Source organism: Flavobacterium sp. I3-2 (assembly GCF_013389595.1).
GTDB lineage: Bacteria > Bacteroidota > Bacteroidia > Flavobacteriales > Flavobacteriaceae > Flavobacterium.
This window is the reverse complement of record NZ_CP058306.1, coordinates 1,789,999-1,810,504: the sequence shown is the minus strand read 5'-3', so window position 1 is coordinate 1,810,504 and position 20,506 is coordinate 1,789,999. Positions and strand designations below refer to the sequence as shown.

Below are 20,506 nucleotides of genomic sequence, written 5' to 3'. Positions count from 1 at the left end.
AAATGAACACAAAATATAAATTAGATTACTTAGACCAACTCGAATCAGAATCGATACATATTTTTCGCGAAGTTGCAGGACAATTTGAACGTCCTGCGTTACTTTTTAGCGGAGGAAAAGATAGCATAACATTAGTTCATTTAGCGTTAAAAGCATTTAAACCTGGTAAATTTCCTTTTCCATTAATTCATATCGATACGGGACATAATTTCCCGGAAGTGATAGCTTTTAGAGATGCTTTAGCAAAACAAATCGGAGAAAAACTTATCGTAAGAAAAGTTGAAGACACCATAAAAAGACAAGGTTTAAAAGAATCAAACGGAAAATTTGCGAGTAGAAATGCCCTGCAAACTTATACGCTTTTAGAAACTATTGAAGAATTTGAACTTGATTGTTGTATTGGTGGCGCAAGACGAGATGAAGAAAAAGCGAGATCTAAAGAACGTATATTTTCTGTTCGTGACGATTTTGGTCAATGGGACCCCAAATTACAACGCCCTGAACTTTGGAATTTATATAACGGAAAAATAAACAAAGGCGAAAATGTTCGTGCTTTTCCAATTAGCAATTGGACCGAATTAGACATTTGGAATTACATCAAACGAGAAAACATCGAACTTCCATCCATTTATTTCACTCACAATCGTGAAGTTATTCATGTTCAAAATCAAATTCTAGCAACAAACGAATTCGTAAAAATAGAAGCTGATGACAAAATCACTTTCGAAAACGTGCGTTATCGTACCGTTGGAGATATGACTTGCACGGCCGCAGTAGCTTCAGAAGCACATTCGATTGATGATATTATCAATGAAATTTCAGCATCGAAAACAAGCGAACGTGGCGAAACAAGAATTGACGACCGTATTTCTGAAGCAGCAATGGAAGACCGAAAAAAACTAGGCTATTTTTAATTATTACGAAACTTAAAATGGATATATTACGATTTATAACAGCAGGTAATGTTGATGACGGAAAAAGTACTTTAATTGGTAGATTACTATACGACAGCAAAAGTATTTTAATCGACCAGATTGAAGCAATTGAAAAAGCGAGTAAATTTAAAGATAACGGTGTTTTAGATTTAGCCTTGATTACAGACGGTTTAAGAGCTGAACGCGAGCAAGGAATCACAATTGATGTTGCTTATAAATATTTCTCTACTCCGAAAAGAAAATTCATAATTGCCGATGCACCAGGTCATATTCAGTACACGCGAAATATGATAACAGGAGCGTCGAATTCACAATTAATTATTTTATTGGTCGATGCGCGTACCGGAATTACAGAACAAACCAAGCGTCATACTTTTATTGCTTCGTTATTAAAAATTCCGCAAATAGTAGTTGCAATAAATAAACTTGATTTGGTAAATTTCGATGAATCGATTTATAAATCAATCGAAAAAGAATTCAACGAACTTGGCAAAAAACTAAATTTAAACGAAGTTACTTTTATTCCGATTAGCGCATTAAACGGTGATAATATTGTAGACTTTTCTACAAATATGCCTTGGTATAAAGGTCCGACTTTATTAGACTTTTTAGAAACGGTTAACATTCAAGAAAATGAAAATTTAGAAACAAGCCGATTTCCAATTCAATACATCATCAGACCACAAACAACAGAGTTACACGATTATCGAGGTTACGCTGGAAAAATCACAAGCGGAATTTTCAAAAAAGGCGATAAAATAAAAATTTATCCATCGGAAATCGAAGCTACAATTTCGACAATCGAAGTTAATTTAAAAGAAGTTGACGAAGCATTTGCTCCTCAAAGCGCAGTTATTCAATTAGATAAAGATATTGATATTAGCCGGGGCGATTTGATTGTGAATTTAAATAGACAACCACAATTTTCGAACGAACTTGAAGTTCAGGTTTGTTGGATGCATCAAAAAGCATTACAAGTCGGAAGTAAATATTTAATTCAAAATCAAACCAATCGTGTGAAAGCAATTGTGAAATCAATCGAATATTTGGTCGATATCAATACTTTTGAAAAAGAAATTGAAAGTACAGAAGTTCAATTAAATCAAATTGCAAAAATTAAAATCAAAACAGCAACTCCAATCGCTTATGATTCTTATTCAAATTTACAAGCTCAAGGCGGAATTATATTCATTGACGAAACTTCAAATGTAACTGTAGGAGCCGGAATTTTAGAATAGCTTATGGAAAAAAATGTAAAACCTCAGAAAATCGAAGTTCTATTAATAGGTCATTCTACTCTTGCTGCAGAAGAATTAAACAAACTAATTCACAGTAAAATTGTAGATAAAATTTACATTTATGCTTCTATAATTAGTGACGACATTCGCAGTTTGATGGATGCAAATTTGACAATTGAAAAAATAGAAACTATTTCTGAAACTTTTTTAGAAAAGATAAGCTTAATCATAGTTGCAGATAAATACAGCAATCAAGACCAATGGTTTAATATTGCCAAGTATAAAAATATTTTAATAGAACAATCTTTTCAAATAGATTTTGTTGAAAAAAATCCAAAAACATCTGACGAAAAAAAATGGAAATTCATTGCGTTTACAAGTTTTGTACTTTTCATTCTTTTACTAATTATTAATATTTCATCTTTTTATTTTACGTGGGATGATGTTAATTTAGTCTTTGATTTTTTAAATGAAAATACAGACGACCGTTTTGTCGCTTTAATCATCGTAGGATTTGTTGCACAGATGATTGATGGTGCGCTCGGAATGGGCTATGGTGTTACGAGTACTGCGGCATTATTGTATTTTGGAGTTCCACTTCCATCGATAAGTAGTAGTATTCATACAGCCGAAATGTTTTCGAGTGGTGCATCCGGATTTAGTCATTATAAATTTGGAAACATCAACAAAAAATTATTTAAAAACATTGTTTTTCCAGGAATTGCAGGTGCCGTTTTAGGAGCGACTTTATTATCTTATTTTGGCGAAGAATATTCAAACATAATCAAACCCGTTTTAGCCGTTTATACGCTTTTACTCGGAGTTAAAATATTTTCGAATGCCTTTAAAAAACGAACTGAACGTAAAAAAATAAAACGTGTTGGTTGGCTAGCCGGAATCGGTGGCTTTTTAGATTCGTTTGGCGGCGGAGGTTGGGGACCAGTTGTTACAAGTACTTTAATCTCAAAAGGAAAAACGCCAAAATATGTTATCGGAACTGTAAGTTTAACCGAGTTTTTTGTAACACTGTCAAGTGCCTTTACTTTTTTTACCTTAATCGGAATCGGTCATTGGCAACTTATTTTAGGTTTGGTTCTTGGTGGAATGCTTGCAGCACCATTAGCTGCGAAACTCGCTGGAAAACTTCCTGCAAAAAAAATGTTTATTGCCGTAGGATTACTGATTATCATTTGGAGCATGAATATCTTTTTTAAAACTTTAGGTGTTTACTAAAAATACAAACTCGGTTTTATAAAACCGAGTTTTTTAGTATTTGTACAATTTCATTTTGTGTAGAAATAGTTTTATCGTTGTTGTACCATTTTTGTAATTCTTCTTTTACTTCATCGGTAATCGAACCAAATTTTTCTTTTAAATCAACCATTAACTGAACAGCTCCTGCAGGTCTTGGTCCCCAATCTGCAATAACTTCCAATGTTTCTGGATGCATCATAATGACTTTAGGAATCGATTTTCCACCGTTGGTTAAAAACTGATTCATTAAATCTTCATTTTCATCACGAAGAACAATTTTCAATTCAATTGCATCAGACAATTCTGCCATTTTATTTAAAACTGGTAAAGCTTGTGCTGCATCTCCACACCATCCTTCAGTCAAAACCAACCATAAAATTTTGTTTTCAAAACTTTTTAGAAAAGCTGAATTTTCATCAGAAATAACAATTGTTTTGTCCAAACGTTTCATACGTTGGTCGTTCAATTTTGTATACGGAATCAAATCAATACCATTAACCACTTGCGATTCTAATTTTAAAGATTCGGTTACAAGTTCACGATATTGCAAATAATCCATAGTTTGTTGTAAACTTTTGGTAATAATAGTTTTCATTGTAATATATTTATAGTTCCAAAGATAATTTTAAATCAATTCAAAAGGAAAATGAAACTAAAAAATTTAGATATTGGCTTAGTTCTTTCAGGTGGTGGTCATAAAGGATTAGCTCATGCAGGTGCATTAAAATTTTTAGAAGAACAAAATATAAAACCTAAAATAATTGCAGGTACAAGCGCTGGTTCTATTGTAGGTAGTTTATATTCTTGTGGTGTAAAGCCTGAATCTATATTAGCTTTTTTTAAAGCTGTTGATTTTTTTAGTTGGAATCATTTTACTTTCAGAAAAGCTGGTGTTCTAGATTCAAGTTCATTCAGAACGTATCTTGAAGCGATTTTCAAAGACAAAAAAATTGGCGATTTACCAAATGAATTATACATTACCGGAACCGATATGGAACGCGGACGTTTAAAAATTTTTGATACACAAACCCGATTACTTGATGCTGTTTTAGCTTCGAGTGCTTTTCCAGGAATCATTTCTCCAGTTTCTGTAAACGGCAAATTATATAGTGATGGTGGAATTTTAAATAATTTTCCGGTAACAACTGTTCAAGGCCGTTGTGATTTTATCATCGGTATAAATCTTTGTCCTGTCATCGAAGCACAAGCCAACCAATTAACATCCATAAAATCAATAACTTTACGTGCTTATGATATTATGCTTATGCAATCATCCGGCGCTTACAGAGAACTTTGTGATTGGTATATGGAACCTAAAAAACTTCAAGAATACAGTACGTTTGAAACTAAAAAAACACGAATGGACGAGATTTTCAACATTGGTTATTACGAAGCTAAAAGAACGTTCGAAAACGTAAAAGATAAAATTTAATAAGCTATTTTTAAAAAAGCTTATATTGTTTATATTTGCACAAATAAAAAACCTTCTCAATGAAATACAAAAGAATACTTCTAAAATTAAGCGGCGAAGCTTTAATGGGTGAAAATCAATATGGAATTGACCCTCAACGTTTGTCAGAATACGCGCAAGAAATTAAAAAAATTCACGCTTTAGGGGTTGAAATCGCTATTGTAATTGGCGGTGGAAATATTTTTAGAGGTGTTGCTGGAGCGAGTAAAGGAATGGACCGCGTTCAAGGTGATTACATGGGAATGCTAGCTACCGTGATTAACGGAATGGCATTACAAGGTGCTTTAGAAGATGCTGGTATGTTAACACGTTTACAAACTGCATTAAAAATTGAAGAAATTGCCGAACCTTACATCAAAAGAAGAGCAGTTCGTCATTTAGAAAAAAATAGAATTGTAATTTTTGGAGCTGGAACAGGAAATCCGTATTTCACAACAGATACCGCTGCTGTTTTAAGAGGTGTTGAAATCAATGCTGATGTTATTTTAAAAGGAACTCGTGTTGATGGTGTTTACACAGCTGACCCTGAAAAAGATGCTAATGCAACTAAATACGAATCAATCACTTTTACTGATGTTTTAGCAAAAGGATTAAACGTAATGGACACAACAGCATTTACATTAAGTCAAGAAAACAAATTACCAATTGTTGTTTTTGACATGAATAAAGAAAATAATTTATTAAAAGTGTGCCAAGGTGAAAACATTGGAACTACAGTATATTAATTAAGAAATAAACAATCACAAGTCATGACTGAAGAAATTAATTTTATCATAGACGAAGCAAAAGAATCCATGCAAGGTTCGGTAGCTCACTTAGAGAAATCGTTCTTAAATATTCGTGCTGGTAAAGCATCTCCTCAAATGTTAGGAAGTGTTTTTGTTGATTACTACGGTTCTCAAACAGCACTTTCTCAAGTTGCGAACATCAATGTTCCTGATGCAAGAACGTTAACGGTTACTCCTTGGGAAAAAAACATGCTTCACCCTATCGAAAAAGCAATTATGATTGCTAATTTAGGATTTAATCCGATGAATAACGGGGACAACATCATCATCAGTATTCCTGCTTTAACTGAAGAGCGTCGTCGTGATTTAGTTAAACAAGCTAAGTCTGAAGCGGAAGATGCTAAAATTTCGATTCGTAATGCACGTAAAGATGCCAATACAGAAATCAAAAAAGAAGAAAAAAACGGAACTGCAGAAGATATTTGTAAAGTAGCCGAAGAAAGTATTCAAAAACTTACAGATACATTCATCAAAAAAATCGATGAACTTTTCGTAGTTAAAGAAGCTGAAATCATGAAAGTATAATTTCATAAAGCATAAAAAAATCGTTCTCTTGAACGATTTTTTTATGCTTTATCATTTCAAAATACTTAATGACTCGAAACAAATTTCAATCCGATAATCGAACCAATTAAAGTAAAAATAAAGAAAACACGCCAAAAAGTAACCGGTTCTTTAAAAATAAAAATTCCCATTAAAACGGTTCCTACCGCTCCTATTCCAGTCCAAACAGCATAAGCAGTTCCCAAAGGTAAAGTTTGCGTAGCTTTCATCAACAACAACATCGATGTAACCAAACAAACAATAAAACCACCGTACCATCCGTACATTTCGTTTCCGGTTGTTTGCTGCGCTTTACCAAGACAAGAAGTAAATCCAACTTCACACAATCCGGCAATGATTAAAATAATCCAATTCATTTTTTTTTTAGTTTTATTCGCAAAGATAAACACTTTAATTTAAGTAGATTTTAATACAGTTAATTTCTTAAAATTTAAACAAAAAAAGTAGTATCTTTGCAAGTTGTTAGAAAACCCATTTTCGAACAACATTTAATAAAGAAAATTAGAAATATCTATAATGAAACATATTAAGGTAAATGATCTTTTAAACGGATCTAATCTGTTACAAGAAGTAACTGCAAAAGGTTGGGTACGATCTTTCAGAAACAATCAATTTATTGCTTTAAACGATGGATCTACCATTAATAATATTCAATGTGTAGTTGATTTGGATAAATTTCCATCAGATTTATTAAAAAAAGTTACCACTGGAGCAGCAGTTGCAGTAAAAGGAACTTTAGTTGAAAGTCAAGGTGCTGGTCAAAAATTCGAAATTCAAGTAAATAATTTAGAAATTTTAGGCGAATCTGATCCTGAGAAATATCCTATTCAACCCAAAAAACACTCTTTAGAATTTTTAAGAGAAAATGCACATTTAAGAGTTCGCACCAATGCTTTCGGAGCTATTATGCGCGTTCGTAGTGTTTTGTCTTTTGCTGTTCATAAATATTTTCAAGAAAACGGTTTTTACTATGTAAACACACCAATCATCACAGGTTCTGATGCCGAAGGTGCAGGTGAAATGTTTCAAGTAACTTCGTTTCCACTTGATGGAACTGCTCCTAAAAATGAAGACGGAACCATCAATTACAAAGAAGATTTCTTTGGTAAGCATACAAACTTAACGGTTTCTGGACAATTAGAAGCTGAAACTTATGCCATGGCTTTAGGTCAAGTTTATACTTTTGGACCTACTTTCCGTGCAGAAAACTCAAATACATCTCGTCACTTAGCTGAATTTTGGATGATTGAACCAGAAGTTGCTTTTAATGATTTGGATGCAAATATGGATTTAGCTGAGGATTTCATCAAATCGGTAATCAAATACACATTAGAAAAATGTGAAGACGATTTAAAATTCTTAGAACAACGTTTAAAAGACGAAGAGAAAAACAAGCCACAAGCTGAAAGAAGCGAAATGAGCTTAATTGAAAAATTGACTTTTGTTTTAGAAAACAATTTCAAACGCGTTTCTTACACAGAAGCAATCGATATTTTAAAAGCTTCTAAACCAAATAAAAACAAGAAATTCCAATATTTAATCGACGAATGGGGAGCTGATTTACAATCAGAACACGAACGTTTCTTAGTTGAAAAACACTTCAAATGTCCGGTAATTTTATTCGATTATCCAGCAAAAATTAAAGCGTTTTACATGCGCTTGAACGAAGATGGAAAAACAGTTCGTGCAATGGATATTTTATTCCCTGGAATTGGAGAAATTGTTGGAGGATCACAAAGAGAAGAACGCTACGATGTTTTAGTTGAAAAAATGAAAGCTTTAGAAATTTCTGAAGAAGAATTATGGTGGTATTTAGATACGCGTAAATTCGGATCGGCAGTTCACTCTGGATTTGGTTTAGGATTTGAACGTTTGGTTTTATTCGTAACTGGTATGACAAACATTCGCGACGTAATTCCTTTCCCTAGAACACCGCAAAACGCAGAATTTTAATAAACAAGCGTTAATCCTATACTAATTAGTTTAACTTAAGGACTTTTTTTCTTATTTTTGAGGTAAAGAGTTTTTAAGTTAAACTTTTTTTATACCAAAAAAAAATCACGATAGATTACCAAATATGTTAAAACAAAATTTACAATTTAAACTTTCGCAAAAGCTTTCTCCTCAGCAAATTCAGTTAATGAAACTGATTCAATTGCCTACGCTTGCATTTGAACAACGCTTAAAAGAAGAACTTGTTGAAAATCCGGCATTAGAAGCCGGAAAAGAAGAAAGTGACCAAATTGATGAATTCGGGGATCAAGATGAATATGATGATTACGATAATGATAGCGAAAGAATCGAAACAGACGATATCAACATTGACGAATATTTAAGTGACGACGAAACACCAGATTATAAACTACAAACTAATAATTACAGCGACGATGACGATGATAAATTTTCGCCAATTGTTGCGCAAGTAAGCTTTCATCAAGATTTGTTAAATCAACTAAACACGTTTATTTTAAATGATGAAGACCGTGTGATTGCTGAGTTTTTAGTTGGTAGTATCGACGACATGGGTTACATTCGTAGAGATATTCAGGACATTGTTGATGACATGGCGTTTACACAAGGAATCTATACCGAAGAAGATAAAGTTAAAAATATTTTAACAAATGTAATTCATGAATTAGAACCTGTTGGAGTTGGCGCACGCGATTTACAAGAATGTTTATTATTACAATTAAAGCATAAACTTCCGACAGAAACGATTGAATTAGCTACTGATATTATCGAAAATCAATTCGATGCATTCACGAAAAAACATTACGATAAATTACTTCAAAAGTACAATATCGCTCAAGATCAACTTCGTAAAGCAATTGATGTAATCGAAAAATTAAATCCGAAACCAGGAGGATCTTTTGCAGGAAATTCGAAAGCGATTGAACATATCATTCCTGATTTTGCAATTCGCATTATTGATGGCGAATTAGAACTATCTTTAAACGGAAGAAACACACCCGAATTACATGTTTCCAAAGATTATCAAGAAATGTTAGAAACATATAAAGCGGCAAATGAAAAATCATCTGCTCAGAAAGAAGCTGTTCAATTCATCAAGCAAAAGTTAGATGGCGCTAAATGGTTTATTGACGCCATAAAGCAACGTCAAGAAACACTTTTTGTTACCATGAGTGCGATTATGCATTATCAAGAAGAATATTTCTTAGACGGCGATGAAACTAAGTTAAAACCGATGATTCTGAAGGATATCGCTGATATGGTTGGTTTAGACATTTCTACGATTTCGCGTGTTGCTAACAGTAAATATGTTGATACGCCTTATGGTACAAAATTGATTAAAGAGTTTTTCTCTGAAGCGATGATTAACGATCAAGGTGAAGAAGTTTCGACAATCGAAATCAAGAAAATTTTGCAAAACATTATTGCAGAAGAAGACAAACAAAAACCACATCCGGACGATAAATTAGCCGAATTACTTAAAGAAAAAGGATATCCGATTGCACGAAGAACGGTTGCAAAATATCGTGAGCAACTTGACATTCCAGTTGCAAGAATGCGTAAAAAAGTATAAAACAAAAAAACTGCTTTATTCGATGAATAAAGCAGTTTTTTTTATAACATATAAAACATCAAACCGACATTAAAAAAATTCAAACTTTTATTATCAGGGAATTTATCTTTTTTAAATATTGGATTAAATCCGTAATAAGCATAAACATTCCAAGTATTAAAACCTGCGGTAACATAAGCCCCAATTATTGATTTGTTATATGCTGGATTAGATTTTACATTGTATTTTCCGAACGGACCTTCATATTTAGCATTATCATGCAACAAATAACTGTATTTAACACCCGTATAAATTCTCCAAAATTTGTGTGAATACATAGTTGAAGTTCGCCATCTAAATTCAATTGGAATCTCTAAATAAGTCAAATTTTGAACATTTCTCTTATAATCAGAATTTATAAAAAATTGTTGCTTATCCTGAGAAACATTTAAATTGTTACGCAAATTATAAAACACAATTCCAACTCCAGGAGCAATCGCAATATTTCGTCTTTTATTAACTGGGAAATCACGAAGAAATCCAAAAGAAATTCCTGTTGAAAATGAATTTGGTTTGAAACCACTTGGTGAATTAGCTAAAATACTATGCGTAATTCCGAAATAAAATTGATCTTCACGATACTTTGGATCATCAACTGCAACAGTTCGTTCAATCGCAGGAATTGAATCTTGAATTTGTGAAAATCCAAAAGCTGAAAATAATAAAAATACTAATAAATAAATTTTCATCGTCAAAAAGTATAAGTTAAACCCACACCGAGTAATTGTTTAAATTGCAATCGTGGACCAGTTACGACTTGTACACCATCAATCTCTTTTTTAGCCTTAATATCATCATCGTAAATTAAATGTGTACCAACAGTTGCTTTTATAAAGTTATTTACTGTCATTTCTAATTGCAATTGCCAATCGATATCAATATTTCCAAATCTGTTTAAATAATCTGTATAAACAGATAACTTATGATCTAAGATAACGTTTTTAGCGATCGTTTTCTTGTATTGATTAGTGATTAAAAAACCAAATTCACTTCTTGACTTTCGACCTGCTTTTAATAAATTTCCATCATCGTCAAATCTTCCACCTGGCAAACCAAAAGCACCAACATTAGCTAAACTATCATTTAAAACAAATGTAGATTTCAAAGTTGCTGGAGAAATATAGACACTAAATTCTTTTTTCTGTGGTTTATATTCAGCTCCAATCCCGACAAATAAATATGCGGGCGCAAAAATACTTGAAATTGGATTTTTAGTGTTCGGATAAGAATAACCGTTTGCCATTTGCGTATTCAGAGTTAACTTAGCCGAATGATACCAACTTGATTTTACTGAAGTTCTGTAACCAAATGTTGAGTTTAAAGCAAAAACGTCATCAGTCTTTCGCACTTCCTGATTATCTTGTTTATTTAACCCGTAACGCACCTTTAAATCGCTGTTCCATATTATCCTACCCTTTTCATACTTTCTATAAAAATCGCCTTTTACAATTCCTGAAATCGAATTATAACCACCAGCATTCCAATTTGAAAATGCACCTTGATTAAAATCTAAACCAATCACATTTTTTTTACTCCAATACGATTTAGAAGTTTTTATTTCTGTTAATTCATCATAAGGAATTACAAAATCAGATTTAGGTTTTCGATTGTATTGCATTTCATAATCATCGGGAATCAAAAAATATGAAATTTCAGATTTACGTTTACGTTTGGCAACCTCAAAACTTGAAAGAACTACTTTTTTAATGTCTGAATTTTTCGTTTTAAATTCGGCAAAATCTTGTACAATAATTTTTTCTTCAACAAAAACTGGAGCTAAATAAACAACTTCATCAATTCTTTTTAATGAATCGAATGAGCTAAAATTATATCGGTAAATATCTTGAACTACTCTTTTTACAGAATCGTTATACGTTTTTAAATTATTTTCTACTTGGATTTGATTTTCTTGAATTTGAGAAAAACCAATTCCAAAATTCAGAAAAATAATCAGCAGAAAAATATTTTTAATAATTTGCTTCATAACTAATATTTCGAAAGAAATTTGATTAATTTATTTTCACTAATTCCGCAGATTTCCATTTGCTCTAAAACGGTTCCGTGTTCTACAAAAACATCGGGAATACCAAAACATGTTACTTTTACATTTGAATGATATTTGGCAATAAATTGAGAAACAACACTTCCAAATCCACCGATAATAGAACCTTCTTCAACGATAATTATTTCTTTATGATTTTTTATAATTTCAGATATAAAATCTTTATTAATTGGTTTAATCTGAATAAAATGAAACAACGAAAATAAGTCTTTATTTGCTAACTTTTGAATACTATTTAAAACTGTTTCGCAAATAACACCGGTAGTTAAAATAGCAATTTCGTTTCCATTTTTGATTTTTTCTACATGGTTAAAATCTATTTTTTCAAAAGGCAATTGCCAATTTATTTGATTAGACCTTCCTTTTGGGTAACGTACAAAAGTTGGAACCGTATTTTTTAATTGTAAAGTAAACAACGTATTTCGAAGTTCAATAGCATCTTTAGGACTTAAAATTCGAATGTTTGGAATGGCATTTAAAAAAGCAATATCAAACACTCCTTGATGCGTTGCACCGTCTTCACCAACTAATCCGGCACGGTCCACACAGAAAACAACAGGAATATTTTGCAAAGCTACATCATGAATAATTTGGTCGTAAGCGCGTTGTAAGAAAGTAGAATAGATTGTACAAAAAACCGTTAATCCGTCAAGAGCCATTCCTGCAGCTAAAGTTACGGCGTGTTGCTCGGCAATACCGACATCAATAGCACGTTCAGGAAAAACTTCCATCATGTATTTTAACGAACTTCCTGTTGGCATTGCAGGAGTAATTCCAACAATTTTATCATTTTGACGTGCTAATTCTAAAAGTGTTAATCCAAAAACATCTTGAAACTTTGGAGGTAAATTTTCTTCAATTTTAGGAAATAAATCGCCTGTTTCTTTATTGAACTTTCCAGGTGCATGATATACAATCTGATTTTCCTCGGCTTGTTTTAATCCTTTACCTTTGGTAGTTACAATATGTAAAAATTGAGGACCTGTTTTTTTCTTTAATCGTTTAAGTTCTGCAATAACTAAAGGTAAATCATGTCCGTCAATCGGGCCAGAATAATCAAAATTTAAAGCTTGAATCATGTTATTTGCTTTCGGATTTCGACCTTCTTTTACTTCGGTTAAATAGCTTTTCAATGCTCCGACACTTGGGTCAATTCCAATAGCATTATCATTTAAAATAATCAAAACATTAGCATTGGTATCACCTGCATGATTTAATCCTTCAAAAGCCATCCCAGCAGCGATTGAAGCATCGCCAATTACAGCAATATGTTTTCTATCTGTTTCACCTTTTAATTGTGCAGCAAGAGCCATTCCTAAAATAGCAGAAATAGACGTAGAAGAATGCCCCACGCCAAATGCATCATATTCACTTTCATCAATTTTTGGAAAACCACTAATTCCGTTTAATTGACGATTGGTAAAAAAAGCATCTTTACGTCCGGTCAATATTTTGTGTCCGTAAGCTTGATGACCAACATCCCAAATTAATTTATCATTTGGTGTATTAAATACATAATGCAAAGCAATTGTAAGTTCAACAACACCTAAACTAGCACCTAAATGACCTTCTTTAGTCGCAACAACATCAATAATAAACTTACGCATTTCGGCAGCTAATTGAGGTAATTGGTTTAAAGAAAGTTTCTTTAAATCTTCTGGATAATTTATTTGAGATAAAATAGCGTTCATTTTTCTTTTAATAAAGAACAAATTTACAATAATGTTTTATTTTTGAGGTGATAAAATAAACTATGGACAATATATTTACTGATGAATATTTTATGCAAATTGCATTGAGCGAAGCAAAATTTGCTTTTGAAAATGGCGAAATACCAATTGGAGCTGTTGTAGTGGCAAATAATCGAATTATTGCAAAGACGCATAACCTAACCGAAACCTTAACCGATGTAACTGCTCACGCAGAAATTCAAGCCATTTCGTCTGCTGCTAATTCAATAGGCGGAAAGTATTTGAAAAATTGTACCATTTACATCACGGTTGAACCTTGCCAAATGTGTGCTGGCGCTTTGTATTGGAGTCAAGTTTCGAAAATTGTTTATGGCGCAAGTGATAACAAACGTGGATTTACAGAAATAGGTGGAAAATTACATCCTAAAACAGAAGTAGTAACTGGTGTTTTAGAAGCAGAATGTGCTGCTTTGATGAAAGAGTTTTTTCAGAAAAGAAGATAAAAAAAGGAAATTTCGATATTGAAATTTCCTTTTTAATTTTTATAAAAATCTGTATCCGACACCAATTTGGAAAACATCATTTTTAATGTTATCGGTTGAAATTGGAATACCACTAATTGAAGCATTTTTATTCAATTTAGATAATCCAAAATTATAACGAGCATCAATATTCAAACCTAATGGTAATTTATAAGACAATCCAACTCCTAAACCAAAATTGAATGATTGATAACTATCTTTAGATTCAAATTTTGTTCCAAGTAATTTAGTATCAGATTTAGTCAAAAAATCGAATTTTGGACCAAATTCAAGACCTAAACCAGCAATTAATTTATATTTAAGCATAATCGGTACAGAAACATAGCTATTGTTAATTTCGCCACCTTCTAATTTTCCTCCTTGAGCAGTATATAAAACTTCAGGTTGTATAGAAAATTTTCCTGAAAATCCTACTTCAGCAAAAGCTCCAAAATAGTAACCTGTTTTAGACTCCCCATTTTTTACACCAGATAAACTAGAAAAATTTGCTCCAACTTTAGGACCAATACTAAAACTTTGAGCTTGAACTGCTGTAACACAAGCAAAAAAAGTCAACATGCAAAAGGTAATTTTTTTCATAAACTTCAAATCTAATTTTTCGAAAAATAAAAATAGTATATAATTTAAAATATACAAAACAAAAAAACCACATATTTCTATGTGGTTCTTTGTTAGTCAATTTCATTTCCTTCTTTATCAAAGAAATGATATTCTAAATACGTGTAAGCGTCACGAGGTACAATTTTCACCCATTTTTTATGTTCAAAAAGCCATTTTGAACGTATTGATGGAAAACCTTTTGTTAGGTATGCAGCCACGAATGGATGCGCATTCAAGACCAATTTTGATTGATCTTTGATAATTCTTTCTAGGTCAGCTGATATTTTATCAATAACTAAGATTGGAGCTTCGATTTCTCCGTTTTCATTATTCGGATCTTCTTCTCTCGTTTTGATAGAAACTTCAGGTCTAACTCTTTGTCTAGTAATTTGAATTAATCCAAATTTGCTAGGAGGCAAGATTTTATGCTTCGCTTTGTCATCGCTCATTTCTTCTTTTAGGAAGTCATAAAGTACTTTTCTATTTTCTGGATTGCCCATATCAATAAAATCAACTACAATAATCCCTCCCATATCGCGCAATCTTAATTGTCTAGCAATTTCAGCAGCAGCAATTAAATTAACCTCAAGAGCTGTATCCTCTTGATTTTGAGCTTTGTTTGAACGATTTCCACTATTAACATCGATAACATGTAACGCCTCGGTATGCTCTATGATTAAGTAAGCTCCTTTGCTCATAGAAACCGTTTTTCCGAAAGAGGTTTTAATTTGGCGTTCTATATTATACTTCTCGAAAAGAGGAACCTCTTTTGATTGATAATGTTTAACAATTGAAATTTTAGAAGGAGCTATTTCTTGCAAATAGTCCTTAGTTTGATAATACAACTCTTCATCATCTATATGAATTCCAGTAAAAGTATCATTAAAAACATCTCTTAATATCGAAGATGCTCTATTTACTTCACCTAAAACTTTTGACGGATGCATTGCTGTAGTTAATCTTGTACACATATTAGACCATTTGCCTAATAATGATTGTAAGTCTTTTTCTAGTTCGGCTACATTTTTGCCTTCGGCTACTGTTCGCACAATAACACCAAATCCTTTTGGTTTAACAGCCAGAACTAATTTTTTTAAGCGATCTTTTTCTTCTTTAGAATCAATTTTTTGAGAAATTGAAACACGGTCAGAGAAAGGAACTAAAACCAAATAACGTCCCGCGATTGAAAGTTCTGAACTTATACGAGGACCTTTGGTTGAAATTGGTTCTTTTACTATTTGAACTAAAACTGATTGATTGGCACTTAACACATCGGTTATGGCTCCATCTTTGTCAATTTCTGGTTCGAAAGGAAAGTTTTTAAGAGTGAAATCTTTTAATTTACCTGCGCTTACAAGTTTTGTGAATTTTAAAAGAGTTGGTAAGTTAGGTCCCAAGTCGTGATAATGCAAAAAAGCATCTTTATCAAATCCTACATTGACAAATGCAGCATTTAAACCTGGAACGGGCTTCCTTATTTTAGCAATAAAAATATCGCCAACTTGAAAACCTTTATCATCTTCCCTATCTCTATGTAATTCAATTAATTTTCCATCTTTTAACAAGGCAAAATCTACTGTATTTGAACCAGATCTAATAATTAATTCTTTGTTCACACGGTACATTTTTATCCATACATAATATATTTTAAATGTATTTAATTTAAATATCAAACACCTTAAAAATCGTTTTTTGTACAGATGGATTAAACATTAATTACAGGCATAAAACCCATTAATTCTTTTAAACCCTTATTAAATAAGGCTTTGTTAGTTTAAAAAAATTGTTTTCAAAGAACTTTTTAAAAAAAAGAAAAAAGTAGTTTAAAACTACTTTTTCTTTTTGTGACGGTTAGCTCTCGCTCTTTTTTTACGTTTGTGAGTAGCTACCTTATGTCTTTTTCTTTTTTTACCACTTGGCATAATCGTGTAGTTTTGAGTTAATACTTATTTAATTTTTTACTTCTGTGTTTGATTTGACACCTTCAACAAAAACTTTAGCTGGCTTAAACGCTGGAATATTGTGAGCTGGTATCTTGATAGTTGTATTTTTAGAGATATTTCTTCCTGTTTTTTCAGCTCTAGTTTTGATAATAAAACTACCAAAACCTCTTAAATATACATTATCACCACTTTCTAGAGAAGTTTTAACTTCTTCCATAAATGTTTCCACTGTTGCTTGCACATCACCTTTCTCAAGCCCTAATTTCTCTGAAATCTTAGCTACAATGTCTGCTTTAGTCATTTCTTTTATAAATTAATTTGTTGTCTGTTTTTTTAGAGAGTGCAAATATATTAATTAAAATTCCATTTTTCAACCATAACGGATTAAAATTTAAATATATAATTCGTTTATTTTTGTGCACACATTCAAATAACATGAGCTTTTCTAAAAATCTAATCGATTGGTACCTTAATAACAAACGCGATTTACCTTGGCGTAACACCACAAATCCTTATCATATATGGTTGTCTGAAATTATTTTACAGCAAACTCGTGTAAATCAAGGATTACCTTACTTCAATGCTTTTGTTTTAAAATTTCCGACTGTTAACGATTTAGCAGATGCAACCGAAGACGATGTTTTAAAACTTTGGCAAGGTCTAGGATATTATTCTAGAGCTAGAAATTTACATGCAACAGCAAAATTTATAAATGCAAATTTAAACGGAATTTTTCCAAAACAATACAAAGAACTCATAAAATTAAAAGGAATTGGTCCGTACACAGCAGCAGCTATAGCTTCATTTGCTTATAAAGAGCAAGTTGCAGTTGTTGACGGTAATGTTTTTAGAGTAATTTCTCGCTATTTTGGAATTTATGATGACATATCAACAGCAAAAACCAGAACCGTTTTTCAAGATTTAAGTAATGACTTAATTACTGAAGTAGCTCCAGATTTATACAACCAAGCCATCATGGATTTTGGAGCTATACAATGTACACCAAAAAATCCAGTTTGTTTAAACTGTATTTTTCAAGAAAGTTGTTATGCTTTTAGAAATAAAAAAACGGATGAATTACCCATTAAATTATCAAAAACAAAAGTCAGTAATCGATTTTTTAATTTTTTAATCTATAAAGATAAATCTGATTATACACGAATTGAGCAACGAACAGAAAAAGATATTTGGCAAAATTTATATCAGTTTCCATTGATTGAAACTTCAGAAAACACAACTCTAGAAGTTATGAAATCGTTAATTTATGATTCGTATACAACCGTATCTAAAATTAATACAACTGAAATTATTCATAAACTTTCGCACCAGAAATTACACATAAATTATTGGGAAATCGAAGTTGAAGAGATTTTAAATGAAAACAAAATTCTTGTTGAAGATTTAAATACATTTGCATTTCCAATTGTACTTTCGAATTTTATAAAAATGCATTATGAAATTTAGAAATCATTTTTTATATTTGACTTATAACACATAATTATGTACGGAACTTTAAATAAAGTAACATTAATTGGCCATCTTGGCGACGAAGTAAAAATGCACTATTTTGAAGGTGGAAATTCGATAGCACGCTTTTCTATTGCTACAAACGAAGTTTACATCAACAAAACCACAAACGAAAAAATCACTTCGACCGAATGGCACAATTTAGTTGTTCGAAATAAAGCTGCCGAATTATGTGAAAAATATCTTTCTAAAGGAGATAAAATTTATGTTGAAGGTAAAATCAGAACGCGTCAATGGCAAACCGAAGAAGGAGTTACCAAACATACAACCGAAATTCAAGTAACCGAATTCATATTTTTAAATACGAAAAAAGATATCGATGGTAAAAATAAAAGTCTAAAACATACAGTTGATGATAAATTAGCCGATTTTGAAATCCCTAAAATATCAGAAATTGAAAATTTAGATAATTTACCCTTTTAATGTTTAACTTAAATCAATAAAATTGGACCCAGAACCCGCCCGATTATTTTTAGAAACCCCCTCAACTATCCTTTTATTAGTGTTTTTTTCTATACTAATATTGGCATTAATTGCCTTAATTTCAAGTACCGAAGTTGCCTATTTCTCGACTTCAAAACAAAAGTTTGAAAGCTTGAATATCAATTACCCAAAACAAGCAAACTTATATCAAAAATTATTAGAGCGTCCGGCCAAACTTCAGGCAACATTAAATTTAAGCTCTGTTATATTTAAAATTTTATTTGTTTTTAGCGTTATCGAAATCAAGTTTCATTTTTTCGATATTTACCTAACTTCAACTTTTGCATATCTTACAACTTTTTTGATTCTATTCATTGGCATTGTATTTTTTGGAGAGATTTTTCCAAGAATGTACGCGTATCGAAATGTCAATCAATTTATAAAATCGAGTGTAAGAATCGTTTCTTTTTTAGATTTCTTATTATTTCCTATTGCTTTTCCGCTTCAAAAAATAAGTCAATTTATCGCAAATAAATTTTCTAAAGACGACGATTCATTTACCGTCGAGCAACTTTCACAAGCTTTAGAAATGACCGATTATAGTGAAACTAGTGAAGAAGAACAAAAAATTCTCGAAGGAATTGCATCTTTTGGTTTAACCGAAGTTTCGCAAGTTATGACTCCTCGAATTGATATTTTTGCAATAAGCACACACGAAAGTTTAAATGAGATTCTTTCAAAAATCATTGAAAATGGCTATTCTCGAATTCCAGTTTACAACGAAAATATCGATGAAATTGCTGGTGTTTTATTTATTAAAGATTTGATTCCGCATTTAAACAAAAAGTTTTTTAATTGGAAAACCTTACTACGTGAAGCCTATTTTATTCCTGAAAATAAAAAGCTTGACGATTTATTAAAAGATTTTCAAGCCCAAAAAAATCATCTTGCTGTGGTTGTTGATGAGTTTGGTGAAACTGCAGGAATTATTAGTTTAGAAGATATTCTTGAAGAAATTGTTGGCGAGATTACCGATGAGTTTGATGAAGATGAAAAAATGTTCACAAAAATAGACGACGAAAACTATCTTTTTGACGGTAAGATTTCAATGAAAGATTTTTATAGAATTGTTCCGATTGATGAAGACGAATTTGAAGCTCAACGAAAAGAAGCCGAATCACTTGCAGGATTTATTTTAGAACAAATTGAAATTTTTCCGAAAGTAAATGATGTTATTTCATTTGCAAACTGTAATTTTACCATCAAGCAAGTTAACAAAAGACGATTGCAACAAATAAAAGTTACAATACATAATCATGAAACAGTTAATTAAATCGGTTTTATCTCTTATTATTCCAACACTTTTAATAGTAAGTTGTTCTGGTGATATAAAACCAAAACCCGATAGTTTTTTACGATTAGAATATCCAAATCCAGTTTACAAAAAATTTGAAGAAACCTGTGCTTTTTCATTCGAAAAAAATGAATTGAGTATTGTTCAACAAGAAAAAAATTGTGCTTTTAAAATTAATTATCCCAAATTAAAAGCAACCATTTACATCAATTACAAACCTGTAAATGGTGATTTAAATAAGTTACTTAAAGATGCACAAAAATTAACTTATGACCACACGATAAAGGCAGACGGAATTATAGAACAGCCTTTTGTAAACCCAGAAAACAAAGTTTACGGAATGTTTTATGAAGTTGAAGGAAATGCAGCAACTAATGTTCAGTTTTACGCAACAGATAGCGTTAAAAACTTTGTAGTAGGTTCTTTATATTTTTATGCAAAACCAAACTACGATTCGATTTTACCAGCAGCAGCTTATGTTAAAGATGATATGCGACGTATTATGGAATCGATTCAATGGAAATAAAAAAA

Annotated in this window: 21 protein-coding genes; 13 read left to right on the top strand and 8 right to left on the bottom strand. The window is 31.6% G+C overall.

The window, feature by feature from the left end; genetic code table 11:
• Positions 1-2: 2 nt before the first annotated feature.
• From cysD to HW119_RS08445, 3 genes are read left to right on the top strand one after another with little or no spacing between them, the layout of a single operon-like run.
• Entirely contained in the window at positions 3-914 is a 912-nt protein-coding gene (gene cysD / locus HW119_RS08455) for a sulfate adenylyltransferase subunit CysD (protein ID WP_177763290.1), read from the top strand.
• 17 nt (positions 915-931) lie between these two features.
• Positions 932-2,173, top strand: coding sequence for a sulfate adenylyltransferase subunit 1 (locus HW119_RS08450; RefSeq protein ID WP_177763287.1), 1,242 nt, complete (start codon positions 932-934; stop codon positions 2,171-2,173).
• 3 nt (positions 2,174-2,176) lie between these two features.
• Positions 2,177-3,406 (top strand): sulfite exporter TauE/SafE family protein, encoded by a 1,230-nt coding sequence (locus HW119_RS08445; RefSeq protein WP_255497844.1) that lies wholly within the window; start codon positions 2,177-2,179, stop codon positions 3,404-3,406.
• Between the two features lie 16 nt (positions 3,407-3,422).
• Here the strand turns inward: HW119_RS08445 and HW119_RS08440 are convergent, their stop codons facing one another.
• Positions 3,423-4,022, bottom strand: a complete 600-nt coding sequence (locus HW119_RS08440; RefSeq protein WP_177763284.1) for a thioredoxin family protein — start codon at positions 4,020-4,022, stop codon at positions 3,423-3,425.
• Between the two features lie 51 nt (positions 4,023-4,073).
• Here HW119_RS08440 and HW119_RS08435 point away from each other — a divergent pair, with 51 nt between their 5' ends.
• The 3 genes from HW119_RS08435 to frr are packed head-to-tail and all read left to right on the top strand — an operon-like array spanning position 4,074 to position 6,211.
• Entirely contained in the window at positions 4,074-4,859 is a 786-nt protein-coding gene (locus HW119_RS08435; protein ID WP_177763281.1) for a patatin-like phospholipase family protein, read from the top strand.
• A gap of 59 nt (positions 4,860-4,918) precedes the next feature.
• Entirely contained in the window at positions 4,919-5,623 is a 705-nt protein-coding gene (gene pyrH, locus HW119_RS08430) for a UMP kinase (protein WP_177763278.1), read from the top strand.
• A 24-nt stretch (positions 5,624-5,647) separates the two neighbouring features.
• Complete coding sequence (gene frr / locus HW119_RS08425) at positions 5,648-6,211, top strand: ribosome recycling factor (protein WP_177763275.1); 564 nt, start codon at positions 5,648-5,650, stop codon at positions 6,209-6,211.
• 65 nt (positions 6,212-6,276) lie between these two features.
• On the opposite strand, the gene HW119_RS08420 is transcribed toward frr, so the two are convergent.
• A complete protein-coding gene (locus HW119_RS08420; RefSeq protein ID WP_177763272.1) occupies positions 6,277-6,606 on the bottom strand; it encodes a DMT family transporter in 330 nt (109 codons plus the stop codon).
• A 160-nt stretch (positions 6,607-6,766) separates the two neighbouring features.
• Between HW119_RS08420 and asnS the strand changes: the two genes are divergently transcribed.
• Positions 6,767-8,203 carry an asparagine--tRNA ligase gene (gene asnS, locus HW119_RS08415; protein WP_177763269.1) on the top strand — a complete coding sequence of 479 codons (1,437 nt, stop codon included), beginning with the start codon at positions 6,767-6,769 and terminating at the stop codon, positions 8,201-8,203.
• Between the two features lie 124 nt (positions 8,204-8,327).
• Positions 8,328-9,794 carry an RNA polymerase factor sigma-54 gene (gene rpoN / locus HW119_RS08410; RefSeq protein WP_177763266.1) on the top strand — a complete coding sequence of 489 codons (1,467 nt, stop codon included), beginning with the start codon at positions 8,328-8,330 and terminating at the stop codon, positions 9,792-9,794.
• 41 nt (positions 9,795-9,835) lie between these two features.
• Here the strand turns inward: rpoN and HW119_RS08405 are convergent, their stop codons facing one another.
• From HW119_RS08405 to HW119_RS08395, 3 genes are read right to left on the bottom strand one after another with little or no spacing between them, the layout of a single operon-like run.
• Positions 9,836-10,522 (bottom strand): porin family protein, encoded by a 687-nt coding sequence (locus HW119_RS08405; protein ID WP_177763263.1) that lies wholly within the window; start codon positions 10,520-10,522, stop codon positions 9,836-9,838.
• A gap of 2 nt (positions 10,523-10,524) precedes the next feature.
• Entirely contained in the window at positions 10,525-11,817 is a 1,293-nt protein-coding gene (locus HW119_RS08400) for a DUF3078 domain-containing protein (protein WP_177763260.1), read from the bottom strand.
• Positions 11,818-11,819: 2 nt separating this feature from the next.
• A complete protein-coding gene (locus HW119_RS08395) occupies positions 11,820-13,586 on the bottom strand; it encodes a 1-deoxy-D-xylulose-5-phosphate synthase (RefSeq protein ID WP_177763257.1) in 1,767 nt (588 codons plus the stop codon).
• Positions 13,587-13,648: 62 nt separating this feature from the next.
• On the opposite strand from HW119_RS08395, the gene HW119_RS08390 reads away from it, so the two are divergent.
• A complete protein-coding gene (locus HW119_RS08390) occupies positions 13,649-14,089 on the top strand; it encodes a nucleoside deaminase (protein WP_177763253.1) in 441 nt (146 codons plus the stop codon).
• Positions 14,090-14,128: 39 nt separating this feature from the next.
• On the opposite strand, the gene HW119_RS08385 is transcribed toward HW119_RS08390, so the two are convergent.
• The 3 genes from HW119_RS08385 to HW119_RS08375 all read right to left on the bottom strand — a co-directional run bounded on the left by HW119_RS08385 (position 14,129) and on the right by HW119_RS08375 (position 16,972).
• A complete protein-coding gene (locus HW119_RS08385; protein ID WP_177763250.1) occupies positions 14,129-14,707 on the bottom strand; it encodes a porin family protein in 579 nt (192 codons plus the stop codon).
• Positions 14,708-14,799: 92 nt separating this feature from the next.
• Entirely contained in the window at positions 14,800-16,344 is a 1,545-nt protein-coding gene (locus tag HW119_RS08380) for a ribonuclease E/G (RefSeq protein ID WP_177763247.1), read from the bottom strand.
• Positions 16,345-16,678: 334 nt separating this feature from the next.
• On the bottom strand, positions 16,679-16,972 hold the full coding sequence (locus tag HW119_RS08375) for an HU family DNA-binding protein (protein WP_125016412.1): 294 nt from the start codon (positions 16,970-16,972) through the stop codon (positions 16,679-16,681).
• Between the two features lie 134 nt (positions 16,973-17,106).
• On the opposite strand from HW119_RS08375, the gene mutY reads away from it, so the two are divergent.
• The 4 genes from mutY to gldD all read left to right on the top strand — a co-directional run bounded on the left by mutY (position 17,107) and on the right by gldD (position 20,501).
• Complete coding sequence (gene mutY, locus HW119_RS08370; protein ID WP_177763240.1) at positions 17,107-18,135, top strand: A/G-specific adenine glycosylase; 1,029 nt, start codon at positions 17,107-17,109, stop codon at positions 18,133-18,135.
• Between the two features lie 36 nt (positions 18,136-18,171).
• On the top strand, positions 18,172-18,621 hold the full coding sequence (locus HW119_RS08365) for a single-stranded DNA-binding protein (RefSeq protein ID WP_177763237.1): 450 nt from the start codon (positions 18,172-18,174) through the stop codon (positions 18,619-18,621).
• A 100-nt stretch (positions 18,622-18,721) separates the two neighbouring features.
• Positions 18,722-19,954 (top strand): gliding motility-associated protein GldE, encoded by a 1,233-nt coding sequence (gldE, locus tag HW119_RS08360; RefSeq protein ID WP_255497843.1) that lies wholly within the window; start codon positions 18,722-18,724, stop codon positions 19,952-19,954.
• Positions 19,938-20,501, top strand: a complete 564-nt coding sequence (gene gldD / locus HW119_RS08355) for a gliding motility lipoprotein GldD (RefSeq protein ID WP_177763231.1) — start codon at positions 19,938-19,940, stop codon at positions 20,499-20,501. Before gldE ends, gldD begins: the two co-directional genes overlap by 17 nt.
• Positions 20,502-20,506 lie beyond the last annotated feature (5 nt).

Coding starts and splice junctions, on each gene's coding strand:
- HW119_RS08405 (WP_177763263.1), bottom strand. CDS start 10,522: ATGAAAATTTATTTATTAGTATTTTTATTATTTTCAGCTTTTGGATTT.
- frr (WP_177763275.1), top strand. CDS start 5,648: ATGACTGAAGAAATTAATTTTATCATAGACGAAGCAAAAGAATCCATG.
- HW119_RS08385 (WP_177763250.1), bottom strand. CDS start 14,707: ATGAAAAAAATTACCTTTTGCATGTTGACTTTTTTTGCTTGTGTTACA.
- HW119_RS08450 (WP_177763287.1), top strand. CDS start 932: ATGGATATATTACGATTTATAACAGCAGGTAATGTTGATGACGGAAAA.
- HW119_RS08445 (WP_255497844.1), top strand. CDS start 2,177: ATGGAAAAAAATGTAAAACCTCAGAAAATCGAAGTTCTATTAATAGGT.
- asnS (WP_177763269.1), top strand. CDS start 6,767: ATGAAACATATTAAGGTAAATGATCTTTTAAACGGATCTAATCTGTTA.
- gldD (WP_177763231.1), top strand. CDS start 19,938: ATGAAACAGTTAATTAAATCGGTTTTATCTCTTATTATTCCAACACTT.
- HW119_RS08395 (WP_177763257.1), bottom strand. CDS start 13,586: ATGAACGCTATTTTATCTCAAATAAATTATCCAGAAGATTTAAAGAAA.
- HW119_RS08435 (WP_177763281.1), top strand. CDS start 4,074: ATGAAACTAAAAAATTTAGATATTGGCTTAGTTCTTTCAGGTGGTGGT.
- HW119_RS08365 (WP_177763237.1), top strand. CDS start 18,172: ATGTACGGAACTTTAAATAAAGTAACATTAATTGGCCATCTTGGCGAC.
- pyrH (WP_177763278.1), top strand. CDS start 4,919: ATGAAATACAAAAGAATACTTCTAAAATTAAGCGGCGAAGCTTTAATG.
- HW119_RS08375 (WP_125016412.1), bottom strand. CDS start 16,972: ATGACTAAAGCAGACATTGTAGCTAAGATTTCAGAGAAATTAGGGCTT.
- rpoN (WP_177763266.1), top strand. CDS start 8,328: ATGTTAAAACAAAATTTACAATTTAAACTTTCGCAAAAGCTTTCTCCT.
- HW119_RS08420 (WP_177763272.1), bottom strand. CDS start 6,606: ATGAATTGGATTATTTTAATCATTGCCGGATTGTGTGAAGTTGGATTT.
- HW119_RS08440 (WP_177763284.1), bottom strand. CDS start 4,022: ATGAAAACTATTATTACCAAAAGTTTACAACAAACTATGGATTATTTG.
- mutY (WP_177763240.1), top strand. CDS start 17,107: ATGAGCTTTTCTAAAAATCTAATCGATTGGTACCTTAATAACAAACGC.
- cysD (WP_177763290.1), top strand. CDS start 3: ATGAACACAAAATATAAATTAGATTACTTAGACCAACTCGAATCAGAA.
- HW119_RS08390 (WP_177763253.1), top strand. CDS start 13,649: ATGGACAATATATTTACTGATGAATATTTTATGCAAATTGCATTGAGC.
- HW119_RS08400 (WP_177763260.1), bottom strand. CDS start 11,817: ATGAAGCAAATTATTAAAAATATTTTTCTGCTGATTATTTTTCTGAAT.